Genomic DNA, 19,050 nt, shown 5'->3' with positions numbered 1-19,050 from the left:
GTCCGAGCCGGAATGCCACCGAAAACCGGGTCGTCGCGGCATGTGACCTGCGCATAGCGGCAGCGTAACGGGGACGGCTGTTCGCCGGAAACTGACCGGACAGCCACAAACGAGGGCACAACGAATAGCGAAAGGTGCCCGCCATGACCGGCTTGCCTACCCTCTTTCACGACGGTGCCATCGCCGCTGGAACCGCGACTCTGCTCTACAGCTCGACCGTCACGGTCACGGCGCTCGTCGCGGCCCTATCCCGGAACCCGCAGCGTCGCCGGGCCGCGCGCGATGTCCTCAGCCTCCTCCTCCGCCGCCCACCCGATGATTGCCCGCACCGGAAAACCGCTTGTGGCCGGGCTCTTTCGTGATGACGCTGGCGTTTGTGGAGTCTCCCGGGCAACTCGGCACATGGGGAGCCGGCGCGCATCCCGCGGACGCGGTTCTGGCCGACGGCGTGGTGCACAAGACCGTGGGTCCGTGGACGCCCTCGGTGTTCGCCCTGCTCAGACATCTGGAACGGGCCGGCTTCGCCGGGGCCCCGCGGGTGATCGGCGACGGCTACGGCTTCGTACCCGGCGAGTCCCCTCATCCACACGCCTGGTCGGACGACGCCGTCGGCGCGGTCGGGGCGCTGCTGCGCGGCCTGCACGACGCGACCGCGACCTTCACCCCGCCCGCCGAAGCCGTCTGGCAGCCGAACTGGCTGCGCGACCTCGGCGGCGACGACATCGTGATCGGGCATGGCGACACCGCGCCGTGGAACATCGTCGGCCGGCACGGGCGACCGGACGCGTTCATCGACTGGGAGTTCGCCGGGCCGGTCGACCGGTTGTGGGAGCTCGCCCAGACCGTGTGGCTCAACGCCCAGCTCGTCGACGACGACGTGGCCGAGAGGCAGAACCTGCCCGACACCGTCACCCGGGCCCGGCACGCCCGGGCCATCGCCGACGGCTACGGCCTGCCCCGCGCCGACCGGGACGATCTGGTCGACCGCCTGTCCGACGTGGCCATCCATAGCGCCCGCCACGAGGCCGTCGCCGAGGGCGTGACGATCGACAGCACCGAGGCCGTCTCCGCCACCGGCTACCCGACTCTGTGGGCCATCACCTGGCGGGCCCGGAGCGCTTCGTGGATAGCCCGAAACCGCAGAGTGATCCGCCGCGCGATGCTCGAACGGCTCTAGGCACTCAGCCGGCCCAGAAGACCGTGCACTGCCCCTCGGCCGCGGCTGTCAGGTAGAACCCCACCAACACGAAGTAGGCCAGTTGGAGCCGGTTGCGGATGGCGCGCGCTCTTTCCTCGTCAACTTCGCTGACAACCGGGCCGGACGTCTCGGCGAGCAGCGGCCGCAGATGAATCTCCAACGCCCCGAACGGCGTCACCGCCAAGTGTTCCGCGGCCGCCTTGACCTGCTCCGCGGTCAGGGACAGCCCGTGATCCCCGAACTGATAGCGCTCGCCAGGAAAGGGCTCCCCGCCGGTGATCGGGTTGAGCGAAAAGCCCGCCCGGTCCATCAGATCCGCGAGCCTTCTCCATTCTCGATCGAGGTCCAGCATGTCGTCGAGCACGCTGACCCGGTCCCAGGCGTTCTCCGGCGCGGCCTTGACCTCCCCCAGAAGCTCCGGCGACATCCGGCGGAACTCCCCCAGCACACTCACGCCGTTCCTCCGCACCGCTCACCGAGACCATCGCCCGTCACGGTAGCGGCGAGGGCGGTCAGGTGATGAGCTCGCCCAGGCCGGTCAGGACGATGCGCAGGCCGACCGCGAAGGAGCGCTGGGAACGATCGCCCGGATCGACCTGACCGACCCGGATCACGGTTCCCAGGGCCGAGCCCGGGCCGGGCGACGAGGGGAACGCCGGCCTCCATCAGCACGCGCACGGCCGCCGCGTAGCCGGCCGGGTCGGGCGGCCGACTCGCCGTGCGTGTGCAACCGCCGCGGCCTTCGCAGGAGCTGAGCGCCCACACGACCAGAACCGGTCGGCGAGGTCCCGGTGAACCTCCAATCCACACCACCCCCGCGCACGCATCTCACCCCGCTCACCGCGCGAAATTCGAAACATCGGACCGCCAGTACGACATGTTCTCGATGATTGTGTAATTCCACGAATGCGTCCACTCCCCCTGCGCCGCGCACCCAAGCCATGCGGAACAATTCGATTCTGGACAGCGCGACGGTCACCCTCGACAAAACGCAAGAATCCGCACTGCCCGACAAATCCGGCCCGAACCACCGTCCCGACCGACCGGACAGCCACAGCCTCGACTCCCAACTGAGGCCCCGTCTCAACCTCGCCAGCCGCCTCGACCTGGACTGGCGTAGCCGCCTCAACCTCGACCCGCTCCGCCGCCGCAGTTTCGCCCCGCTCCGCTCCCTCCATCTCGGCCCGCCCCGCCGCGGTCCCGACCCGCTCTGCCACCTCGACCTGGACTGACTCGGCCGCCTGAACCTCGACTCGCTTCGCCGCCCCGACCTCGGCAGGCTCGCTCTCAGGGACGCCGGGCTTGTTCACGGAATCGACGAGCGGCGCCTCCACGGGACGAGCGGAGGTCGCGGACCCGACCGGACTCGGCTGCGGCATACAAGTGACCTCGTCGCCCCAGATCAACGGCGGTATCCGCTCGTATGAATCATGCAGACCCAACTCTCCGCACAAGCGGGAACAGCCGTGCAATCGACACAATTTCAACGCATGGCGCCGCTTCAAGCCCCACTGCCGCCGCTCCGCCTGACCACGCCGGAAATCCACCATCTCCGGTGAATGACTTGGCACCCCCGACCAATCCCGCATCGCCGCGATTACCGACCTGGAAAAGAACCCCAACTGCGTCATGAACCATTATCTCGCGCCCCGGAGATCGACAGCAAAGAAACGATCACGCGAATCCAGAGGAATTTGGGAACCGTTTCTCCAGTGGCTGCGCTTCGCGGGCTGGCGCGCTCGGAGCTGGGTGACTAGGAGCTGGATTCGCTCGGTGGTCGGATGGGAGACAGCCAGTGACCTGCGGCGGTTCCTACGGACGGTCAGAAGTGGACGCTCTCCGTATTAGGGGGCGTTGACCTGGGAATTTGCGCGTGCAAGCATCAACCCCGAAGTTGATCTTGATTGAATCGCCTTTCCAGGAGCCACCCCTTGGCACATCAGCCGCCCTTCGACCCGCAGCAGCCGTTCGACCCGCAGCGGCCCGGAGCGCCAGTTCCGCCGCAGCAGCCATATCCCGCCGCGCCGGGCCAGCCACAGTATCCAGCCGCAGCACCAGGTCAGGCACCATATCCAGGCGCAACACCGGGTCAGCAGCACCCCGGCACAGCACCTGGACAGCAGCCTTACCCCAGCGCAGCACCCGGACAACCGCCCTACCCGAGCGCAGCACCCGGACAACAGCCCTACCCTGGCGCAGTACCCGGACAGCAGCCCTACCCGGGCGCCGCCCCAGGGGCGCCGTTCCCGCCTGAGGGACAGCCGAAGAAGAAGAGCAAGACGAAGCTGATCATCGGCGGTGTCGTCGGTGGCGTTCTCGTGATCTGTCTCGGCGCGGCGCTCGCCGGCGGCGGTGACGACGACACGTCCACTGCCTCCGCCGCCGCGACCACGACCGCGGCCACCGGCGGCGCGAAAGCCGAGGCGACCAAGGTCGAAGAAGCCAAGACCGAAGCCCCGGCAACCGCGGCACCCAAGACCGAGCAGCCGAAGCCGGCGGCGCCGAAACTGTCCCTCGAGGAGCAGAACGCCGTCCGCGCCGCCAAGAACTACCTCGAGCTCACCGCCTTCTCCCGCAAGGGACTCATCCGGCAGCTGTCGTCCAGCGCCGGCGACGGCTACCCGGTCAGCGTCGCCACCAAGGCCGTCGACTCGCTTCACATCAACTACAACGAGCAGGCTGCCCGGGCCGCGAAGAACTACCTCGAGCTCACCTCGTTCTCCCGCAGTGGCCTCATCCGGCAGCTCGAATCGTCCGCCGGCGACCAGTACACCCACGAACAGGCCGTCTACGGCGTCAAGGCCGCCGGACTCTGACGCCCCACAGCGCCGGCGCCGACAGCGCGCCGGCGCTAATTGGCAAGCCGGTAAACAGTAAAGCCGTGGAGATCGTAATCGGAAACAAGACTTTTCGATAAACGCGCCAAAGTTGTTTACGAACATGCAGAAGTGCGCCTACCGTGTCGGCCATCGATGTTCATCGAGGTCTGGACGGTGTCATGAAGAAGAAGCCGTTAGCCCTGCTCGCCGTCACTACTCTGGCGGGACTGCTGCCCGCCCTGCCCGCTCAGGCGGCCGTGCCGCCCCAGGAACCGGGTGTCACCCTTCGCACGTTCGATCTGCAGACCTCGCGTGACTCGATCTGCACGCTCAAGGCCGGGCAGACGCCCAACATCGACAAGAAGATGACGACCGTCAACTGGACCACCGCGGCCGACTTCGGGCTCGAGGACCGGTTCCAGTCCGAAGTGATCGGCAACGTCAACGTCACCACCGCCGGCACCCACGCGTTCCGCCTGACCAGCGACGACGGGTCCCGGCTGCTGATCGACGGCGCCACCGTGATCGACAACGACGGCGCGCACGGAGCGATCGCGAAAGAGGGTTCGGTCAACCTCACCACCGGCTACCACGGGCTGCACGTCGACTTCTTCGAGCGCGACGGCGGCCAGCAGCTCACCCTCGAATGGCGCCCGCCCGGCGCCACCGCGTACACCGTCATCCCGAACAGCGCCCTCAGCACCGACGCCGGCGTGGTCCGGGTGACCGCCCCCGGCAAGAAGGAGTGCGAGAGCGCTGGCGACGGCCCCGGTGACGGCCTGCCCCTGACCGGCGTGCATCCCGGCTACACGCTCACCAACCTGCGACCGAGCGGCTTCCAGCCCCAGGTCAGCGCCATGGACTGGTTCCCCGACGGCCGCCTCGCGATCGCCACCTGGGGTGGCAGCGACACCGTGGCCGGCGAGGTCTACGTCCTCAGCGGGGTCACCGGCACCACGTCGCCCAGCCAGGTGACGTACAAGAAAATCGCCTCTGGTCTGCGGGAGCCCATGGGGCTGAAGATCGTCGACGGGAAGATCTATGTGTCGCAGAAGCACGAGCTGACCGAGCTCAACGACACCACCGGCGACGGCGTCATCGACCAGTACCGGCGGGTCGCCACCTGGCCGTTCGACGGGAACTTCCACGAGTTCGCGTTCGGGCTGCTCTATCAGGACGGGTTCTTCTATCTGAACCTGTCCGTCTCGATCAACCTGGGCGGCGCGACCACCGACCCGCAGGGCTCGCCCAACCGCGGCACCACGCTGAAGATCAACCGGTCGACGGGTGCCGTGCAGTACATCGCCGGTGGGCTGCGCACCCCGAACGGCATCAACTTCGGTCCCGAGGGTGACATCTTCGTCCTGGACAACCAGGGTGGCTGGCTGCCCGCCTCGAAGCTCGTGCAGATCAAGCAGGACCGCTTCTTCAACCACTACACCAACCCGGACGGGCCGTTCGACCTTCAGCCGGTCACCCAGCCGGTGCTGTGGCTGCCGCAGAACGAGATCGCCAACTCGCCGAGCACCCCGGTCATGCTCAACTCGGGGCCGTACTCGGGTCAGATGCTCTTCGGCGACGTCACCTACGGCGGGCTGCAGCGGGCGTACCTGGAGAAGGTCAACGGCCAGTACCAGGGCGCGGTCTTCCGGCTCACCCAGGGCCTGGAGATGGGCGTGCTGCGGCTGAGCCAGGGACCGGACGGCGCGCTCTACGTGGGCGGGCTCGGCGCCGGCGGGAACTGGGGCCAGGAAGGCAAATTGACGTACGGCCTCCAGAAGCTCACGCCCAACGGAGCCGCCGTCTTCGACATCAAGGCCATGCGGGCCGTCGCCGACGGCTTCGAGCTCGAATACACCCAGCCGGTCTCGGACGCGACGGCCGCGCAACTGGCCTCCCGCTACAAGGCCAAGCAGTGGCGGTACGTCCCGACGCCGGACTACGGCGGACCGAAGGTCGACGAGGAGACGCTGCCGGTCACCTCGGCCACCCTGTCGGCCGACCGGCTCAAGGTGACGCTCAAGCTGTCCGGCCTCAAGCCGGGCCGGGTCGTGCACGTCCGCTCGCCGCGGCCGTTCACCTCGGCCTCGAACGCCTCGCTCTGGAGCACCGAGGCCTGGTACACGCTGAACAGCCTGGCCGACGGCACCACGCTGAAGTCGGACCGGGTCGAGGCCGAGTGGTCGGGCCTGAGCGGCAGCACGTCGGTCGCCACCGACCACACCGGCTACACCGGATCCGGTTTCTCGGCCGGGCACGGCGCGGTGGGCTCGGCGACCACCTTCACGGTCAACGTGCCGTCGGCCGGGGCCTATCCGATCGCGCTGCGCTACAGCAACGGCCCGAACCCGGCCGCCGGCACCAAGACGATGAGCCTCTACGTCAACGGCACCCGGGTGAAGCAGGTCAGCCTGGCCGACACGGGAAACTGGGACACGTGGGCGGTGCTCAACGACTCGGTGCCGCTGCGGGCCGGAGGAAACGCCGTCTCCTACCGGGTCGACACCGGCGACAGCGGGCACATCAATCTGGACAGTCTCACCCTGGGAACGACGTCGTCGTCTTCGAACAAGACCGGCACGATCACCGGGATCGCCGGCAAGTGCCTGGACGTCGACAACGCGACCATCACCGACGGCGCCAAGGTGCAGCTGTGGACCTGCAACAGCTCCACGGCGCAGAGCTGGACCCGTGAGGGCGACACGCTGCGGGCCCTGGGCAAGTGCCTCGACGTCGACAACGGCGGCACCGCCAACGGCACCAAGGTGCGGCTGTGGACGTGCAACAACAGCGCCGCCCAGGCCTGGCTGCCTCAGGCCAACGGCTCGCTGCTCAACCCGCAGTCGGGCAAGGTGCTCGACGCGGCCGGCGGGGCCAGCGCGGACGGCACGGCGGTGCAGCTGTGGGAGTGGGCGAACGTCGCCCAGCAACGCTGGACGCTCAACGGCCCGAGCCGGGTCAACCTCTTCACCGGCACGAGCCTCAACGCCTTCCGCAACGCCGACGGCTCCGCGCCGACCTGGCCGATCTCGGGCGGTTCGGCCGAGGTGCTGGGTGGAGACCTCAGGACCAAGCAGTCGTACGGGGATTTCAAGCTCCACGTCGAGTTCTGGCTCCCCAACCTCCCGGCCGACGTGACCGGCCAGCAGCGGGCCAACAGCGGCATCTACCTCCAGGACCGCTATGAGGTGCAGGTTCTCGACACGTACGGCAAGTCGGTGCTGGCCAACGACGACAGCGCCGCCATCTATCTGAAGCGGGCGGCCACCGCCAACGCCGGGACCGCCCCCGAGACGTGGCAGACGTACGACATCACGTTCCGGGCCGCCCGCTGGAGCGGCACCACGAAGACCGAGGACGCCCGGGTGACAGTGGTCTGGAACGGCGTCACCGTGCACAACAACGTGACCATCGACGGCCCCACCGGCAACGGGGCCGCCGAGAGCCCGGCCGCCCTCCCGACCCGCTTGCAGGACCACGGCGACCCGGGAGCGAACGTCCGCTACCGCAACATCTGGATCGAACCGGCCTAGCCGGGCGGCAGGACCACCGCGGCCAGCACCATGCGGTGGTCACTGCCGGGCAGGTCGTACGCGGCGTAGCGGCCGATCCCGATCTTCCGGTCGACCAGGACGTGGTCGATGGTGATGGGCGGGATCGGCCGGTCGGCGTACGGGCCCCAGCTCGGAATCAAGCCCTTGCCCATGGTGGCCGCGGCGTCCCGGTAGCCGCGGCCGAGCAGGTCGCGCAGTTGCTTGTGGTCGAGGGTGGCGTTGAAGTCACCGGCCAGGACGCGACCGGGTCCGGGCTGGTCCTTCAGGTCGCGCCGCCAGTCGCCGAGCACGTCGAGCGAGTGCGGCGCGGCCGGATGCACGGACTCGACGACGACCGGTTTCGCGCCGGGCACGGTCACCGAGGCGTACGCCTGCTGGAAGCCCCCGTAGTTGAGGCGGAAGCCGCTGCCGGTGAGCGGGAAGCGGGAGTAGACGGCCGACCCGGTCGTGCCGTAGGGATCCCGGGCCCGTTGCGGCGCGATCGACGAGTACGGCAGCAGCCGGCCGAGCCCCGCCCGGGCCAGCGCCGCCTGCCCGCCCGCGGTGAACTCCTGCAACGCCAGCACACCGACGTCCTCGTCCCGCACCCGGCGCACGATCTCCTCCGGATCGCCCCGGCCGATCAGCATGTTGGCGCTCAGAATGGTCAGCGCCACCCCGTCACGGGGCCCACGATCCCGGTCCGGCACGACCCGCCCGACGACACAACCGGCGAGCACAGCGGTCGCCAGTCCGGCCACCACCGCCGCGCGCCACTGCCGGAGAGCCACGATCACCACCAGCAGAACCAGAGACCCGGCCACGGCGTACGGGGTGAAGGGCAGCACCACCACGACGGCACCCGGACTCCACCCGCTGACCCGCAGCGCCGCCCAGACCAGCCCCGGCACCACCAGCACCCACGCCAAGATCTTCACGCGGCCCACCGTAGAAGAGCGGCGCTACGCTGAGGTCTCCCCCGAGGAGGCAGTCGTTAGCCGACGATCTCCAGGTCATCGAGAACGCCTTGAAGGTGCCGCCCGGCTCCGCCTGTCCATCGATTACGATCCGTTCGCCATCCCTGATCTGGGCGGCTGGCTCCCCTCGCCCGCCAGCCCCAGGTTGGCCAGCGCGGCAAGCGAGAGAAGCGTGCCGAAGCACAGGAACGCCGCGACTTCGGCTTTCAGGTCGGCCCGATATTCGGCCTCGGTGATCGGGACGAGCCCGCCGTGGACGTTGAGGAAGTAGCCGCCGTCCACGATGGCCGGTTGACCGGCCGGCCAGGGGTGCGGCCCGGTGACGGTCACGATGATGGCCAGGGCGACCAGGACCGCGGCCAGCCCACCGGCCACGGTCAGGAGCCTCCGCCGCCCGGCGCGAGGGCGGCGCCGGCGGGTCAGGCCGCTCGCGATCAGCAGGACGATGCCGGCGAAGCCCCCGGTCAGCGCGACCCCGATCGGCAGCGGCGGCAGCGCCGGAACGGCCAGCCAGGTCACGGCCAGCAGCGACAGACACGGCACGACCGTGGCCGTGACTGGTAGCGGCTCTCCCATGATGAACGCTCCGCTCCCGCTCGCCCCGCGGCCGGCGCATCGTCGGACGCATGATCTATCGCACCTTAGGCCGGACCGGCATCAAGGTCAGCCCCTACGCGCTCGGCGCCATGATGTTCGGGCGGGCGGCCGGAGTCGGCAATCCCGACCACGACGAGGCGGTGCGCATCGTGCACCGGGCCCTCGACGCCGGCATCAACGTCATCGACACCGCCGACGTCTATTCGTACGGCGAGTCCGAGGAGGTCGTCGGCCAGGCCCTTCAGGGGCGCCGTGACCGCGTCGTCATCGCGACCAAGTTCGGGCGCCCGATGGGCGACGATCCGAACCGGCGGGGCGCCTCCCGCCGCTGGATCATGACGGCGGTCGAGGACTCCCTGCGCCGCCTGCGCACCGACTACATCGATCTCTATCAGATCCACCGGCTCGACCCGGACACCGACATGGAGGAGACCCTGTCGGCGCTGACCGATCTCGTACGCTCCGGCAAGGTCCGTGCGATCGGCTCGTCCAACACCCCGGCCACCGGCATCGTCGAGGCCCAGTGGCTGGCCGAACGGCGTGGCCTGGAACGCCCGCACAGTGAGCAACTGCCGTACTCCCTGCTCAACCGGGGCGTCGAGGCCGAGATCCTGCCGGCCGCCCAGCGCTACGGCCTGGGCACGCTGGTCTGGGGGCCGCTCGCCCAGGGCACGCTCACCGGCCGCGTCCGCCGGGGCCGGGACACCGACCTGCGCCGCACCACCCTCTTCACGCACATCGCCGACTCCCGGCGCGTGGAGACCGTGGAGAAGCTCATCCCCCTGGCCGACGAGGCCGGACTGCCCCTGATCCACCTGGCCATGGCCTTCGTGACCGCCCACCCCGGGGTGTCGAGCGCCCTGCTCGGCGCCCGCACGATGGAGCAGCTCGACACTCTGCTGGCCGGCCTCGACGTCACGCTGCCCGGCGACCTTCTCGACCGGATCGACGAGATCGTCCCGCCGGGCACCGACGTGGGAGCGCTCGACCAGGGTTACGTGTCACCGGCCGTACACGATGCGGCCCTGCGGCGCCTCACTCCGGGCCGCTAGCCATCCAGCCCGGCGTGTCGAAGCGGATCGGGGCCGCGCCGACCAGGGCCACCAGGTGTTTCTCGAGTTTGGCCAGCTCGTCCGGGCCGATCCGGCCCGCCCACCGCGCGCGCAGGTCGTCGAAGATGGCCTCGCCGGCCCGCATCACCTCGAAACCGAGCGGCGTGACCGCCAGACGTTTGCGGCGGGCGTCGCGCGGATCGGGCCCGGTGGTCACGTAGCCGCGCTCCTCGAGGACGCCGATCGTGCGGGCCGCCGACTGCTTGGTGATGGAGAGCCGCCGTCCCAGCTCGGAGGCGCTGTCGGCGCCGTCGGCGATGGCCCGCATCGCGAAGTCGTGTATCGGCCGCACGTCCTCGTACCCCTGGGCGGCGAGCTCGGCGATCGCCGCGTCCACCAGGGAACGGAAACCGCCGATGAGCAGGAGGGCCAGGTCGGCGCCGGAACGGGACATGAGCGGAAGTCACGCTGCACTACGTCGCCGCCGGGAGCGAGGGCGCGCCGATCCTGCTGGTCCACGGCTTCCCCGAGACCTGGTGGGCGTTCCACAAGCTCATCCCGCTGCTGGCCGAGCGCCACCGGGTCTTCGCGGTCGACCTGCGTGGCTTCGGCGACTCCGAGAACAGCGACGGAACGTACGACAGCGCGACCGCCGCCGAGGATCTGCACCAGCTCATCGCCCATCTCGGCGCGGGCCCGGTGCACCTGATCGGGCAGGACATCAGCGGTGCCACCGTGTTCCGGCTGGCGACCACCCACCCCGAGGACGTGCTCACCCTCACCGCGATCGAGATGGGCCTGCCCGGCTTCGGACTCGAGGCCCTGGCCGACGTCACCCACGGCGGCGCCTGGCACATCGGCGCCCTGGCCGCCCCCGGCATTCCCGAGATGCTGCTGGCCGGCCGCGAGCGCGAGTTCCTCGGCGCCCTCCTTCCCCCGATGACCGATGACATCGACGAGCTCGTCCGCACCTACTCCCGGCCCGGCGCCTGGCGCGGCGCCGCCGGCCTCTACCGTTCGATGCTCCGCGAGGGCGACGAGATCAGGGCCCTGGCCCAGTCGCCCGGCCTGACCGCGCCGGCCCTGGCCATCGGGGCCGGCGGCGGCCCGTTCACCGCGGCCACGATGACGCGGGCCGCGCGCGGGGAGATCGCCTCCGTGCAACTGGACGGCGTGGGCCACTACGCCGCCCTGGAGGCCCCGAGCAGGTGGCGGAGGCGATCCTCGACTTCGTCGACGGGTAACTTGTCTCCCTATGGTCCGCTCAGACGCTCGCGAGAACCGCGCCCGGATCCTCACGGCCGCCCGCGAGGCGTTCGCCGAGGACGGCGACACGTCGATGAATCAGATCGCGCAGCGGGCGGGTGTCGGCCCCGGCACGCTCTACCGCAACTATCCGTCGCGTGAGGCGCTCATCCTGGAGATCTACCAGGAGGAGATCGACCGCCTCATCGGTTCGGTCGCCGAGCTGCTGGCGACCGGGACGCCGGTCGAGGCGCTGCGGCGCTGGACGACCGATCTGGTCGAGGCGATGCGGGCCAAGCACGCGTTCGGCGCCGCCCTCAGCCCGGACACCCACAGATCGATCACCGAGCAGACGTACGGCCCGGTGATCGCCGCCATCACGCGGCTGCTCGACGCCGGCAAACGCGACGGCAGCATCCGGGCCGACGCCGAGCCGGGGGACTTCCTGCAGTTCACCGGAGCCCTGTGGCGGTCCGCGCCGGAACGGACCCAGCCCATGCTGGGACTCATCCTGGACGGCCTGAGTTTTAACGGAGAAGTCTCCGCTTAACCCTTGCCGAAGTGGAGATGTCTCCACTACCGTTGTCGGCATGGCAAAAGTTCTGGTAACCGGCGGCTCGGGCTACATCGGCAGCTGGTGCGTGCTGGCCCTGCGTGAGGCCGGGCACGAGGTGCGCACGACCGTACGAAACCCGGCCCGGGCCGACGCGAACGCGTTCCGGGCTGACCTGCAGAGCGACGAGGGCTGGCCCGAGGCCGTCGCCGGCTGCGACTTCGTGTTGCACGTCGCCTCACCCACCCTGACCCAGGTCCCGCGCGACGACGACGAGATGGTCCGCCCCGCCGTCGACGGCACGGTGCGGGTCCTGCGCGCCGCTCTCGAGGCGGGCGTACGGCGGGTGGTGCTGACCTCGGCGATCGGCGCCGTCGCCTACGGCCACCCGCCCCGCGACACCCCGTTCACCGAGGAGGACTGGACCAACCTCGACGCCGACCTGGCCCCGTACCAGAGATCGAAGACGCTGGCCGAGCGGGCCGCCTGGGACTTCGTGGCCGGCGAGGGCCGCGGCCTGGAACTGGCCACCGTCAACCCGACCGCGGTGCTCGGCCCGGTCCTCGGCCCCGACTACTCCCCCTCGCTCAACTCCATCGCGGGCATGCTGGACGGCTCGCTGCCGGCCCTGCTGAAGTTCGCCACGGGATACGTCGACGTCCGCGACGTGGCCTCCCTGCACCTGCTGGCCATGACCGAGCCGGCCGCCGCCGGCGAGCGCTTCATCGCCACCGCCGGCCACAGCCTGTGGCAGCGCGACATCGCGGCCATCCTGCGCGCCCGCCTCGGCGACCGCGCGGCCAAGGTGCCCACCCGTGAGATGCCGCTGACCGTGGCCCGTGGCCTGGCCAAGGTCAACCCTCAGATGCGCGCCCTGCGTCTCATCCTGGGCCGCGACCTCGACGCCACCTCGGCCAAGGCCGAGCGCCTGCTCGGCTGGAAGCCCCGCCCCATCGAGGACACCATCGTCGAGACCGCGGAAAGCCTGCTAGCCCTCCCGAAGTGACAGCGGGCTCACCCCGGTGACCGCCAGGTGGAGCAGCCGTGCCGCCTCGGCGGCCGGGTCGGGGTGATGCTCGGTGGCCAGGGCGATCCCGGTGACCAGGTTGAGCAGGTCGGTGATGGTCACGCCCGGGGTCAGCGACGCGGCGGCCCGCTCGACCAGAGGAGCGCCGGCCTCGGTCAGCCGCGCGGTGGCGCAGTGGTCGTGGGGCTCGTCGCGGTCACGGTTCAGGGCCTCGGCCAGACCCCGCACGGTGGCCGCGAAGGTGGTCACCGAGGCCAGCCACTCCAGCAGGGCGGCCCGCGGCTCGGGATGGCCGGCCAGGTCGTGGGCCTGGATGGCCAAGGTGTCGATCCGCTGGCGGAAGACGGCCTCCAGCAGGGCGTGCCGGGTGGGGAAATGCCGCCGCGCGGTGCCCGAGCCGACTCCCGCCGTGCGGGCTATCTGCTCCAGCGACGCGTCGGCGCCCTCGGCGGCTATCGCCTCGGCGGCGACGGCCAGCAGCAGCTCGTAGTTGCGGCGGGCGTCGGCGCGCATCGGGTGATCTCCTCGGTTGATAAGTGGCGGGGTACGCCGTATCTTACTCGCAGTGAAACGGCGGGGTCCGCCGTTTTAGCGGAGGAGAGACGCATGACTGTGTTGGTGGCCGGGGCGACCGGGCAACAGGGAGGCGCGGTCACTCGCGCCTTGCGGGCGGCGGGCATTGCCGTACGGGCTCTGGTCCATGACCCGGCGAAGAAGGTGGCCGGGGCCGAGGTCGTGGCCGGCGATCTCGAGGACCGCGACTCGCTGGCCGCGGCGGCCGAGGGTGTCACCGCCGTCTTCTCGATGCAGATGCCGCCGATGAGGGACGGGGCCCTCGACTTCGACGGCGAACTGCGGCAGGCGACCAACCTGATCGAGGCCGCGCGCGGCGCCGGCGTGCCGCACTTCGTGCACTCGTCCGTCTCCGGCTCGCGGCGGCTGCCCGCCGACGAACGGTGGGCGCCGATGCGGCCCTACTACGCGGCGAAGGCCGGCATCGAGGACCGGGTGAAGGAGGCCGGATTCCCGTTCTGGACGCTGATCCGGCCCGGCTTCTTCATGGAGAACTTCCTGCCCTCGCAGGCCTACCTGCTGCCGCGGGGCCTGGAGGGCGGGATCGTCACGACCCTGCGGCCGGAGACGCGGCTCTCGCTCGTGGCGGTGGACGACATCGGGACGACCGTGGCGGCAGCCGTCACCGACCCGTACACCTGGAACGAAGTTGAACTGGAACTGGCGAGCGACCACCTCTCGCTCACCGAGATCGCCGCGGTCATGGGCATGACCGCACCCGCGATGAGCGATCAGGAGGCGCTGGCCGGCGGCATGCCGCCCTACGCCGTGATGTCGAACGAGCTCATGAACGAGGTGCCGCAGCCGGCCCGCCCGGAGTTCGCGCGGGCGCTCGGCGTGCCGCTCACCCCCTTCGAGAAGTGGGCCTCAGAAAAGGCCGTTGTCGTGCGATAGCTCGGCGCGGGAGGGGAATAGCGGCACGATCTCGGAGGTTGGCCCGGTCGTGCGTGCGGTCACGGTGGTGGTCATCGGGGGTGGGCAGGCCGGCTTGTCGGCCGCCTATCACCTGAAGCGGCGGGGCGTGGACTTCGTGCTCCTCGACGCGTCGCCGGCGCCCGGTGGGGCGTGGCTGAACCGCTGGGAGTCGCTGCGGATCGCCACCGTCAACGGCATCTTCGACCTTCCCGGGTTCCCCAAGCCGCCGCTCGACCCGGCCGAGCCGAGCCGCGTGGCCGTTCCCCGGTACTTCGCGGACTTCGAGAAGGCCAGTGCGCTGCCGATTCTGCGCCCGGTGCGCGTCACCGCCGTACGACCAGGGCCTGAAGAGACTTTGATCGTCGAATCGGACCACGGCCCCTGGAGCGCGCGGGCGATCATCAACGCGACCGGCACGTGGACCAACCCGGTGCGGCCGCGCTATCCGGGGCAGGAGAGCTTCGCCGGGATTCAACTGCACACCCAGGAGTACGTCTCGGCGGACGCGCTCGCGGGCCTGCGCGTGGCCGTCGTCGGCGGTGGGATCTCGGCCGTACAGCAGCTCGAAGAGATCTCCCGGGTCGCCACCACGTACTGGTACACGCGCCGTGAGCCGGTCTTCAAGAACACCGGGGAGTTCGACGGCTCCGGCATCATCGCCAAGGTCGTCGCCGACGTCGAGGCCGGCGATCCGACCGGGAGCGTCGTCTCGTACACGGATCTGGCCTGGACCCCGTACGCCCTCGCGGCCAAGGAACGCGGCGCGCTGGAGCGCCGCCCGATGTTCACCGCGATCGAGCCGCACGGCGTGCGCGAGGCCGACGGCTCGTTCACCGCCGTCGACGCGATCCTGTGGGCGACCGGCTTCAAGGCCGACCTGGCCCACCTCGACCCGCTGCACCTGCGCAACGAGCGCGGCGGCATCCGGATGATCGGCACCCAGGTCGCGGCCGATCCGCGGATCCACCTGATCGGCTTCGGCCCGTCCCAGTCCACGGTCGGCGCCAACCGCGCCGGCCGCGAAGCGGTAAACACCCTTCTGCGAAAGGTGCTCGCCCATGTCTGACTACGACCCCCGCGCGCTGCTGGCCGAGAGCAAGCTCGGCGTGCTCGCCACGATCAAGGCGAACGGCCTGCCGCAGCTCTCCCCCGTGACGCCGTACTACGACCGCGAGGCCGAACGGGTCTACGTGTCGATCACCGACAGCCGGGCCAAGACGGCCAACCTGCGCCGCGACCCGCGGGCCGCGCTGGAGGTGACCCGCGGTGACGGCTGGGCGTGGGCGACCGCGGAGGGTGAGGTGGAGCTGATCGGGCCGGGCACCGACCCTCATGGGCCGGAGGTGGACGCGCTGGTCGACTACTACCGCAAGGCGGCCGGCGAGCACCCGGACTGGGACGAGTACCGGTCGGTGATGGTGTCCGACAAGCGGGTGCTCATGGTGCTCAAGGTCGCGCACGTCTACGGCCAGCGGATGGGCTGAGCGCTTTCGCCTCGTACATCGCCGCGTCGGCCTCCCTCAGAAGCCGGCCTCCTTCGCTGGGTGAGCCGACGGCCATGCCGATGCTGGCACCCACCGTGACCTGCTGTGTCGCCGTGATCCAGATCGGCTCGGCGATCGCCCGCTCAATGCCCGATTTATCCGAGAAATCGCCTCTTGTCAGCAGAGCAAATTCGTCACCGCCCAGGCGAGCGGCCAGCCCGCCGAAAGAACTCAGCCGATCGGCGACGGCCGCCAGGACCTGATCGCCGGCGTGATGCCCGTACTGGTCGTTGATCGGCTTGAAACCATCCAGGTCGATCAGGAGCACGGCCACCGTCTCGTCTTTGGGCAGCTCGTCGAGACGAAGCTCGAGCAGGCTCCGGTTGGCCAGCCCGGTCAGCGCGTCGTGAGTCGCCCGGTGTGACAGCTCGTCGTGCAGCCGCCGCGCCTCGGTGACGTCGCGGGCGTTGAAGACGAGCGCGCCCACACTGGGATTCGCGGTCAGGTCGACCCCGACAACCTGAAGCCAGCGGTACGACCCGTCGGTGTGCCGCAGGCGCAACTCCGCATCCGCGTCGGCGCCGCGCTCGGCCGCGAGCCGGGTCACGAGCTCGGCCAGCAGATGCCGGTCCTCGGGCAGCACCCGGTCGGCCAGGGTGGTGCCGACCAGCTCGTCGGGCCCGGTGCCGAGGAACCGGCGCGCGGCCGGGGTGGCGAAGCGGACCAGCCCGTCGGCCCCGACCACCAGCGTCAGGTCGGAGGAGTGCTGCACGACGGACTGGAACCACTCGCGCATCCGGTCGTTGTCGGTGAAGGCGGCCATCTGCCGGCTCAGCACCAGCACGGTGATCAGAACGGCGCCGACCGACACGCCCCACACCTGGGGCTCGGCGCCGCGGGTGGTCAGCGCGGCCACCAGCAGCAGCTGAACGGCGACGACGGCCAGATAGGGCAGCCGGCTGCCGTGCCGCGGCCGCTCCGGCCCGGCCGCGGTGCCGTGGCGGCGCATCCGCAGCTCCTGCCAGCGCATCGCCACCGGCATGAGCAGACACGGCAACAGCTGCGACGCGTAGATCACGCCCGGGTCGTCGCTGCCGGTCAGCAGCGTGACGGTCGAGGCGGCGATCGCCGTGCCGGCCACGCCGGCCGTGGCCACCAGCCCCGGACCCTTGGCGAACGGCGCGGTCCCACTGAGCAGCAGCTTCAGCAACCCGACACTGAGCAGCAGCATGATCGCCGACGCGGCGGCGGCACCCACCACCTCGGCCCGGTTGCCCTCGGCGACCACGTCGGCCAGAACGAAATACCAGAGAAAAACGGCGACAGCGGCCAGTACGGTCACCGCGTCGAGCCACAACCGCAGCCGCTGCCGCCCGGCGCCGCCGAGCGGGTGGCAGACCATGGCCACCAGCGCGACGAGCATGCCGGCCACGACGAAGCCGGTCTGAACGGGACTGGGCTGATGCCCGGAGAGATGCATGACCGCGAGCGCTGTCTGGTAGCCGTCCCCGGCTGCGCAGGCGACACCGGTGGCCATGACCGCCCGCCAGAACCGGCGTGCGTGCCGCTGCCCGGCCGTGGCCCGGGTGAGCCGCCACGCGAACACCGCGATCGACACGTCCAGCCCCGTCTGCACGGCCCAGGAGACGGTGGCCCCACCGGGCCCGGCCAGAAACCACAGGACGACCGCCACACCGGCAACCGCCAGCGCGACCAGGGCCGGATCCAAGCGAACCCGCCGAGCCGCACCAGTGACGTCCATGGCAGTACCCATCGGCGACCCGATCGGCAACGTAAGCGAAACTCAGGAACGCAGCTCCGCCAAGGTCGCACCACCGACGATGCGAGCGACGTTCCCTTCATGGTCGACGTCGTCCGCGTCGGCCGCCTAGAACGCGACTCAGCGGCGGACCTCAAGCGTCACGCCCGCCGCCAGGCGGTACGGATTGGTGGCGACCAGGGCGCCGACCGCGCGGCGGAGGCGGCTGATCTCGGCCCGGACGGTGACGACGTGGTCGGCGTCGCCGTACAGGAAATGGCTCAGCTGGGCGGCGGTCAGACCGGCCGGCCCGCAGCCGTGCAGCAGGGCCAGGATGTCGGCGTGGCGGCGGGTCAGCGGGGTGCGCCAGGGTTCGGCGTCACCTCGTACCTCCAGAAGCGGCAGGCTCAGGTCGAGCGTCGCGGTGATCGCCGCGTGCGGCCCGGCGGGCCGGATCAGCCAGCCTTCGGGCAGGCGTTCGGCCAGGCAAAGGCCCATTCCCGGTACGGCCAGAGGCGCGCACGCCGAAGGAGCGCCGACGCGTTCTCGCGCGGACACCCCACTGGCGTGGGCCACCCAGCCGTGGTCATCGACGATCAGCAGAGGCCCCCGGGCAGTCCCGGCCACGTGCGCGGCCGAGCGCCGCAGCCGTTCGAGCCGGTCCGCGTGATGCCGCCACAGCCGCGCCTCGGCCAGCCGCACTCCCGTCTCGACCAGCACCCGGATCGCCGGATGCAGGGTGAGCGCCGGCCCACTGACGTCGACGATGCCGAGCAGGTCCCCGGTTCGCGGATCGTGCACCGGATGCGCCGAGCAGTACCAGGCGTGCTGAGCCTGCTCGAAGTGCTCGGCCGAGAAGAGCTGCACAGGAGCACCTTCGACCAGCGCGGTCCCGATCGCATTGGTGCCGACGGCGGCCTCGGTCCAGAGCGCCCCTTCCCCGAACCCGAGCCGATCGGCCCGCCGCCGCAACGCGACCGGCCCCGCCCGCCAGAGGATCGTGCCGTCGGCCCCGGTGACGACGAGCAGAAAGGCGGCATCCTCAGCCATCCGCAGCAGATCATCAATAACCGGAGCGAGCCCCGACGCCCGCCGCCGCTGCTCGACCTCCCCCGCCCCCAGCGGATCGCGGGCGTTGGCCCGGCTGGGATCGAGCCCAAGCCCCAGCACCCGAGACCAGGACCGCTCGACCAGCGCCCGCGGCCGATGCGGCGGCCGGCCCCCGGCCAGCACAGCGTCATGCACTAGCAGCAGATCACGGGCATACCGCGACAGATCAGTCCCCGGCCGCACCGCGCTGTAGTCGCCCACGCCACCT

At 70.5% G+C, this 19,050-nt stretch carries 18 protein-coding genes; 11 read left to right on the top strand and 7 right to left on the bottom strand.

Annotated elements, in window-relative coordinates:
• Positions 1–376: 376 nt before the first annotated feature.
• Entirely contained in the window at positions 377–1,177 is an 801-nt protein-coding gene (locus ACQP2X_RS15445) for a phosphotransferase (RefSeq protein ID WP_498697531.1), read from the top strand.
• A 4-nt stretch (positions 1,178–1,181) separates the two neighbouring features.
• Here ACQP2X_RS15445 and ACQP2X_RS15440 read toward each other — a convergent pair whose 3' ends face one another.
• Positions 1,182–1,646 carry a DUF1877 family protein gene (locus tag ACQP2X_RS15440; protein ID WP_498697530.1) on the bottom strand — a complete coding sequence of 155 codons (465 nt, stop codon included), beginning with the start codon at positions 1,644–1,646 and terminating at the stop codon, positions 1,182–1,184.
• Between the two features lie 493 nt (positions 1,647–2,139).
• Here ACQP2X_RS15440 and ACQP2X_RS15435 point away from each other — a divergent pair, with 493 nt between their 5' ends.
• The 3 genes from ACQP2X_RS15435 to ACQP2X_RS15425 all read left to right on the top strand — a co-directional run bounded on the left by ACQP2X_RS15435 (position 2,140) and on the right by ACQP2X_RS15425 (position 7,550).
• Positions 2,140–2,430 (top strand): hypothetical protein, encoded by a 291-nt coding sequence (locus ACQP2X_RS15435; RefSeq protein WP_498697529.1) that lies wholly within the window; start codon positions 2,140–2,142, stop codon positions 2,428–2,430.
• 1,086 nt (positions 2,431–3,516) lie between these two features.
• Positions 3,517–4,014: an Ltp family lipoprotein gene (locus ACQP2X_RS15430; protein WP_498697528.1), complete on the top strand. Its 498-nt coding sequence runs from the start codon at positions 3,517–3,519 to the stop codon at positions 4,012–4,014.
• A 182-nt stretch (positions 4,015–4,196) separates the two neighbouring features.
• A complete protein-coding gene (locus ACQP2X_RS15425; RefSeq protein WP_498697527.1) occupies positions 4,197–7,550 on the top strand; it encodes a 3-keto-alpha-glucoside-1,2-lyase-like domain-containing protein in 3,354 nt (1,117 codons plus the stop codon).
• On the opposite strand, the gene ACQP2X_RS15420 is transcribed toward ACQP2X_RS15425, so the two are convergent.
• Positions 7,547–8,482, bottom strand: a complete 936-nt coding sequence (locus tag ACQP2X_RS15420; protein WP_498700954.1) for an endonuclease/exonuclease/phosphatase family protein — start codon at positions 8,480–8,482, stop codon at positions 7,547–7,549. The two genes, ACQP2X_RS15425 and ACQP2X_RS15420, sit on opposite strands and share 4 nt — an antisense overlap.
• Positions 8,483–8,611: 129 nt before the next feature.
• Positions 8,612–9,103 carry a hypothetical protein gene (locus tag ACQP2X_RS15415; RefSeq protein WP_498697526.1) on the bottom strand — a complete coding sequence of 164 codons (492 nt, stop codon included), beginning with the start codon at positions 9,101–9,103 and terminating at the stop codon, positions 8,612–8,614.
• A 50-nt stretch (positions 9,104–9,153) separates the two neighbouring features.
• Between ACQP2X_RS15415 and ACQP2X_RS15410 the strand changes: the two genes are divergently transcribed.
• Positions 9,154–10,176 carry an aldo/keto reductase gene (locus ACQP2X_RS15410; protein WP_498697524.1) on the top strand — a complete coding sequence of 341 codons (1,023 nt, stop codon included), beginning with the start codon at positions 9,154–9,156 and terminating at the stop codon, positions 10,174–10,176.
• On the opposite strand, the gene ACQP2X_RS15405 is transcribed toward ACQP2X_RS15410, so the two are convergent.
• Complete coding sequence (locus ACQP2X_RS15405) at positions 10,160–10,630, bottom strand: MarR family winged helix-turn-helix transcriptional regulator (protein ID WP_498697523.1); 471 nt, start codon at positions 10,628–10,630, stop codon at positions 10,160–10,162. The two genes, ACQP2X_RS15410 and ACQP2X_RS15405, sit on opposite strands and share 17 nt — an antisense overlap.
• A gap of 14 nt (positions 10,631–10,644) precedes the next feature.
• Here ACQP2X_RS15405 and ACQP2X_RS15400 point away from each other — a divergent pair, with 14 nt between their 5' ends.
• The 3 genes from ACQP2X_RS15400 to ACQP2X_RS15390 are packed head-to-tail and all read left to right on the top strand — an operon-like array spanning position 10,645 to position 12,980.
• Positions 10,645–11,583: an alpha/beta fold hydrolase gene (locus ACQP2X_RS15400; protein WP_498700952.1), complete on the top strand. Its 939-nt coding sequence runs from the start codon at positions 10,645–10,647 to the stop codon at positions 11,581–11,583.
• Entirely contained in the window at positions 11,516–11,971 is a 456-nt protein-coding gene (locus ACQP2X_RS15395) for a TetR/AcrR family transcriptional regulator (protein ID WP_498697522.1), read from the top strand. Before ACQP2X_RS15400 ends, ACQP2X_RS15395 begins: the two co-directional genes overlap by 68 nt.
• 40 nt (positions 11,972–12,011) lie before the next feature.
• Positions 12,012–12,980 carry an SDR family oxidoreductase gene (locus ACQP2X_RS15390; RefSeq protein WP_498697520.1) on the top strand — a complete coding sequence of 323 codons (969 nt, stop codon included), beginning with the start codon at positions 12,012–12,014 and terminating at the stop codon, positions 12,978–12,980.
• Here the strand turns inward: ACQP2X_RS15390 and ACQP2X_RS15385 are convergent.
• Entirely contained in the window at positions 12,963–13,514 is a 552-nt protein-coding gene (locus tag ACQP2X_RS15385; protein ID WP_498697518.1) for a TetR/AcrR family transcriptional regulator, read from the bottom strand. The genes ACQP2X_RS15390 and ACQP2X_RS15385 overlap by 18 nt on opposite strands.
• Positions 13,515–13,607: 93 nt before the next feature.
• Between ACQP2X_RS15385 and ACQP2X_RS15380 the strand changes: the two genes are divergently transcribed.
• Genes ACQP2X_RS15380 through ACQP2X_RS15370 form a run of 3 tightly spaced genes read left to right on the top strand, consistent with a single transcriptional unit; the run spans position 13,608 to position 15,973 of the window.
• Positions 13,608–14,468 carry an NmrA/HSCARG family protein gene (locus tag ACQP2X_RS15380; protein WP_498697516.1) on the top strand — a complete coding sequence of 287 codons (861 nt, stop codon included), beginning with the start codon at positions 13,608–13,610 and terminating at the stop codon, positions 14,466–14,468.
• 49 nt (positions 14,469–14,517) lie between these two features.
• Positions 14,518–15,555 (top strand): FAD-dependent oxidoreductase, encoded by a 1,038-nt coding sequence (locus tag ACQP2X_RS15375; RefSeq protein ID WP_498697513.1) that lies wholly within the window; start codon positions 14,518–14,520, stop codon positions 15,553–15,555.
• A complete protein-coding gene (locus ACQP2X_RS15370; protein ID WP_498697511.1) occupies positions 15,548–15,973 on the top strand; it encodes a PPOX class F420-dependent oxidoreductase in 426 nt (141 codons plus the stop codon). Before ACQP2X_RS15375 ends, ACQP2X_RS15370 begins: the two co-directional genes overlap by 8 nt.
• On the opposite strand, the gene ACQP2X_RS15365 is transcribed toward ACQP2X_RS15370, so the two are convergent.
• Together ACQP2X_RS15365 and ACQP2X_RS15360 are read right to left on the bottom strand one after the other, a co-directional pair.
• The gene (locus ACQP2X_RS15365) at positions 15,936–17,735 is read right to left on the bottom strand and encodes a diguanylate cyclase domain-containing protein (protein ID WP_498697509.1); all 1,800 of its coding nucleotides are present in this window, start codon (positions 17,733–17,735) and stop codon (positions 15,936–15,938) included. The two genes, ACQP2X_RS15370 and ACQP2X_RS15365, sit on opposite strands and share 38 nt — an antisense overlap.
• 138 nt (positions 17,736–17,873) lie before the next feature.
• Positions 17,874–19,043 (bottom strand): sigma-54-dependent transcriptional regulator family protein, encoded by a 1,170-nt coding sequence (locus ACQP2X_RS15360; protein ID WP_498697508.1) that lies wholly within the window; start codon positions 19,041–19,043, stop codon positions 17,874–17,876.
• Positions 19,044–19,050 lie beyond the last annotated feature (7 nt).

This window comes from Actinoplanes sp. CA-131856, from assembly GCF_050956135.1.
Taxonomy (GTDB): Bacteria; Actinomycetota; Actinomycetes; order Mycobacteriales; family Micromonosporaceae; genus Actinoplanes.
Note: the sequence above shows the minus strand (reverse complement) of the source record. Positions and strands in the feature narration are given on the sequence as shown.

What these genes read in the sequence shown, in the direction of transcription:
- ACQP2X_RS15435 (WP_498697529.1), top strand. Translation starts at nt 2,140, where the DNA reads ATGCGGAACAATTCGATTCTGGACAGCGCGACGGTCACCCTCGACAAA.
- ACQP2X_RS15425 (WP_498697527.1), top strand. Translation starts at nt 4,197, where the DNA reads ATGAAGAAGAAGCCGTTAGCCCTGCTCGCCGTCACTACTCTGGCGGGA.
- ACQP2X_RS15415 (WP_498697526.1), bottom strand. Translation starts at nt 9,103, where the DNA reads ATGGGAGAGCCGCTACCAGTCACGGCCACGGTCGTGCCGTGTCTGTCG.
- ACQP2X_RS15410 (WP_498697524.1), top strand. Translation starts at nt 9,154, where the DNA reads ATGATCTATCGCACCTTAGGCCGGACCGGCATCAAGGTCAGCCCCTAC.
- ACQP2X_RS15405 (WP_498697523.1), bottom strand. Translation starts at nt 10,630, where the DNA reads ATGTCCCGTTCCGGCGCCGACCTGGCCCTCCTGCTCATCGGCGGTTTC.
- ACQP2X_RS15395 (WP_498697522.1), top strand. Translation starts at nt 11,516, where the DNA reads ATGAATCAGATCGCGCAGCGGGCGGGTGTCGGCCCCGGCACGCTCTAC.
- ACQP2X_RS15390 (WP_498697520.1), top strand. Translation starts at nt 12,012, where the DNA reads ATGGCAAAAGTTCTGGTAACCGGCGGCTCGGGCTACATCGGCAGCTGG.
- ACQP2X_RS15385 (WP_498697518.1), bottom strand. Translation starts at nt 13,514, where the DNA reads ATGCGCGCCGACGCCCGCCGCAACTACGAGCTGCTGCTGGCCGTCGCC.
- ACQP2X_RS15380 (WP_498697516.1), top strand. Translation starts at nt 13,608, where the DNA reads ATGACTGTGTTGGTGGCCGGGGCGACCGGGCAACAGGGAGGCGCGGTC.
- ACQP2X_RS15370 (WP_498697511.1), top strand. Translation starts at nt 15,548, where the DNA reads ATGTCTGACTACGACCCCCGCGCGCTGCTGGCCGAGAGCAAGCTCGGC.
- ACQP2X_RS15365 (WP_498697509.1), bottom strand. Translation starts at nt 17,735, where the DNA reads ATGGACGTCACTGGTGCGGCTCGGCGGGTTCGCTTGGATCCGGCCCTG.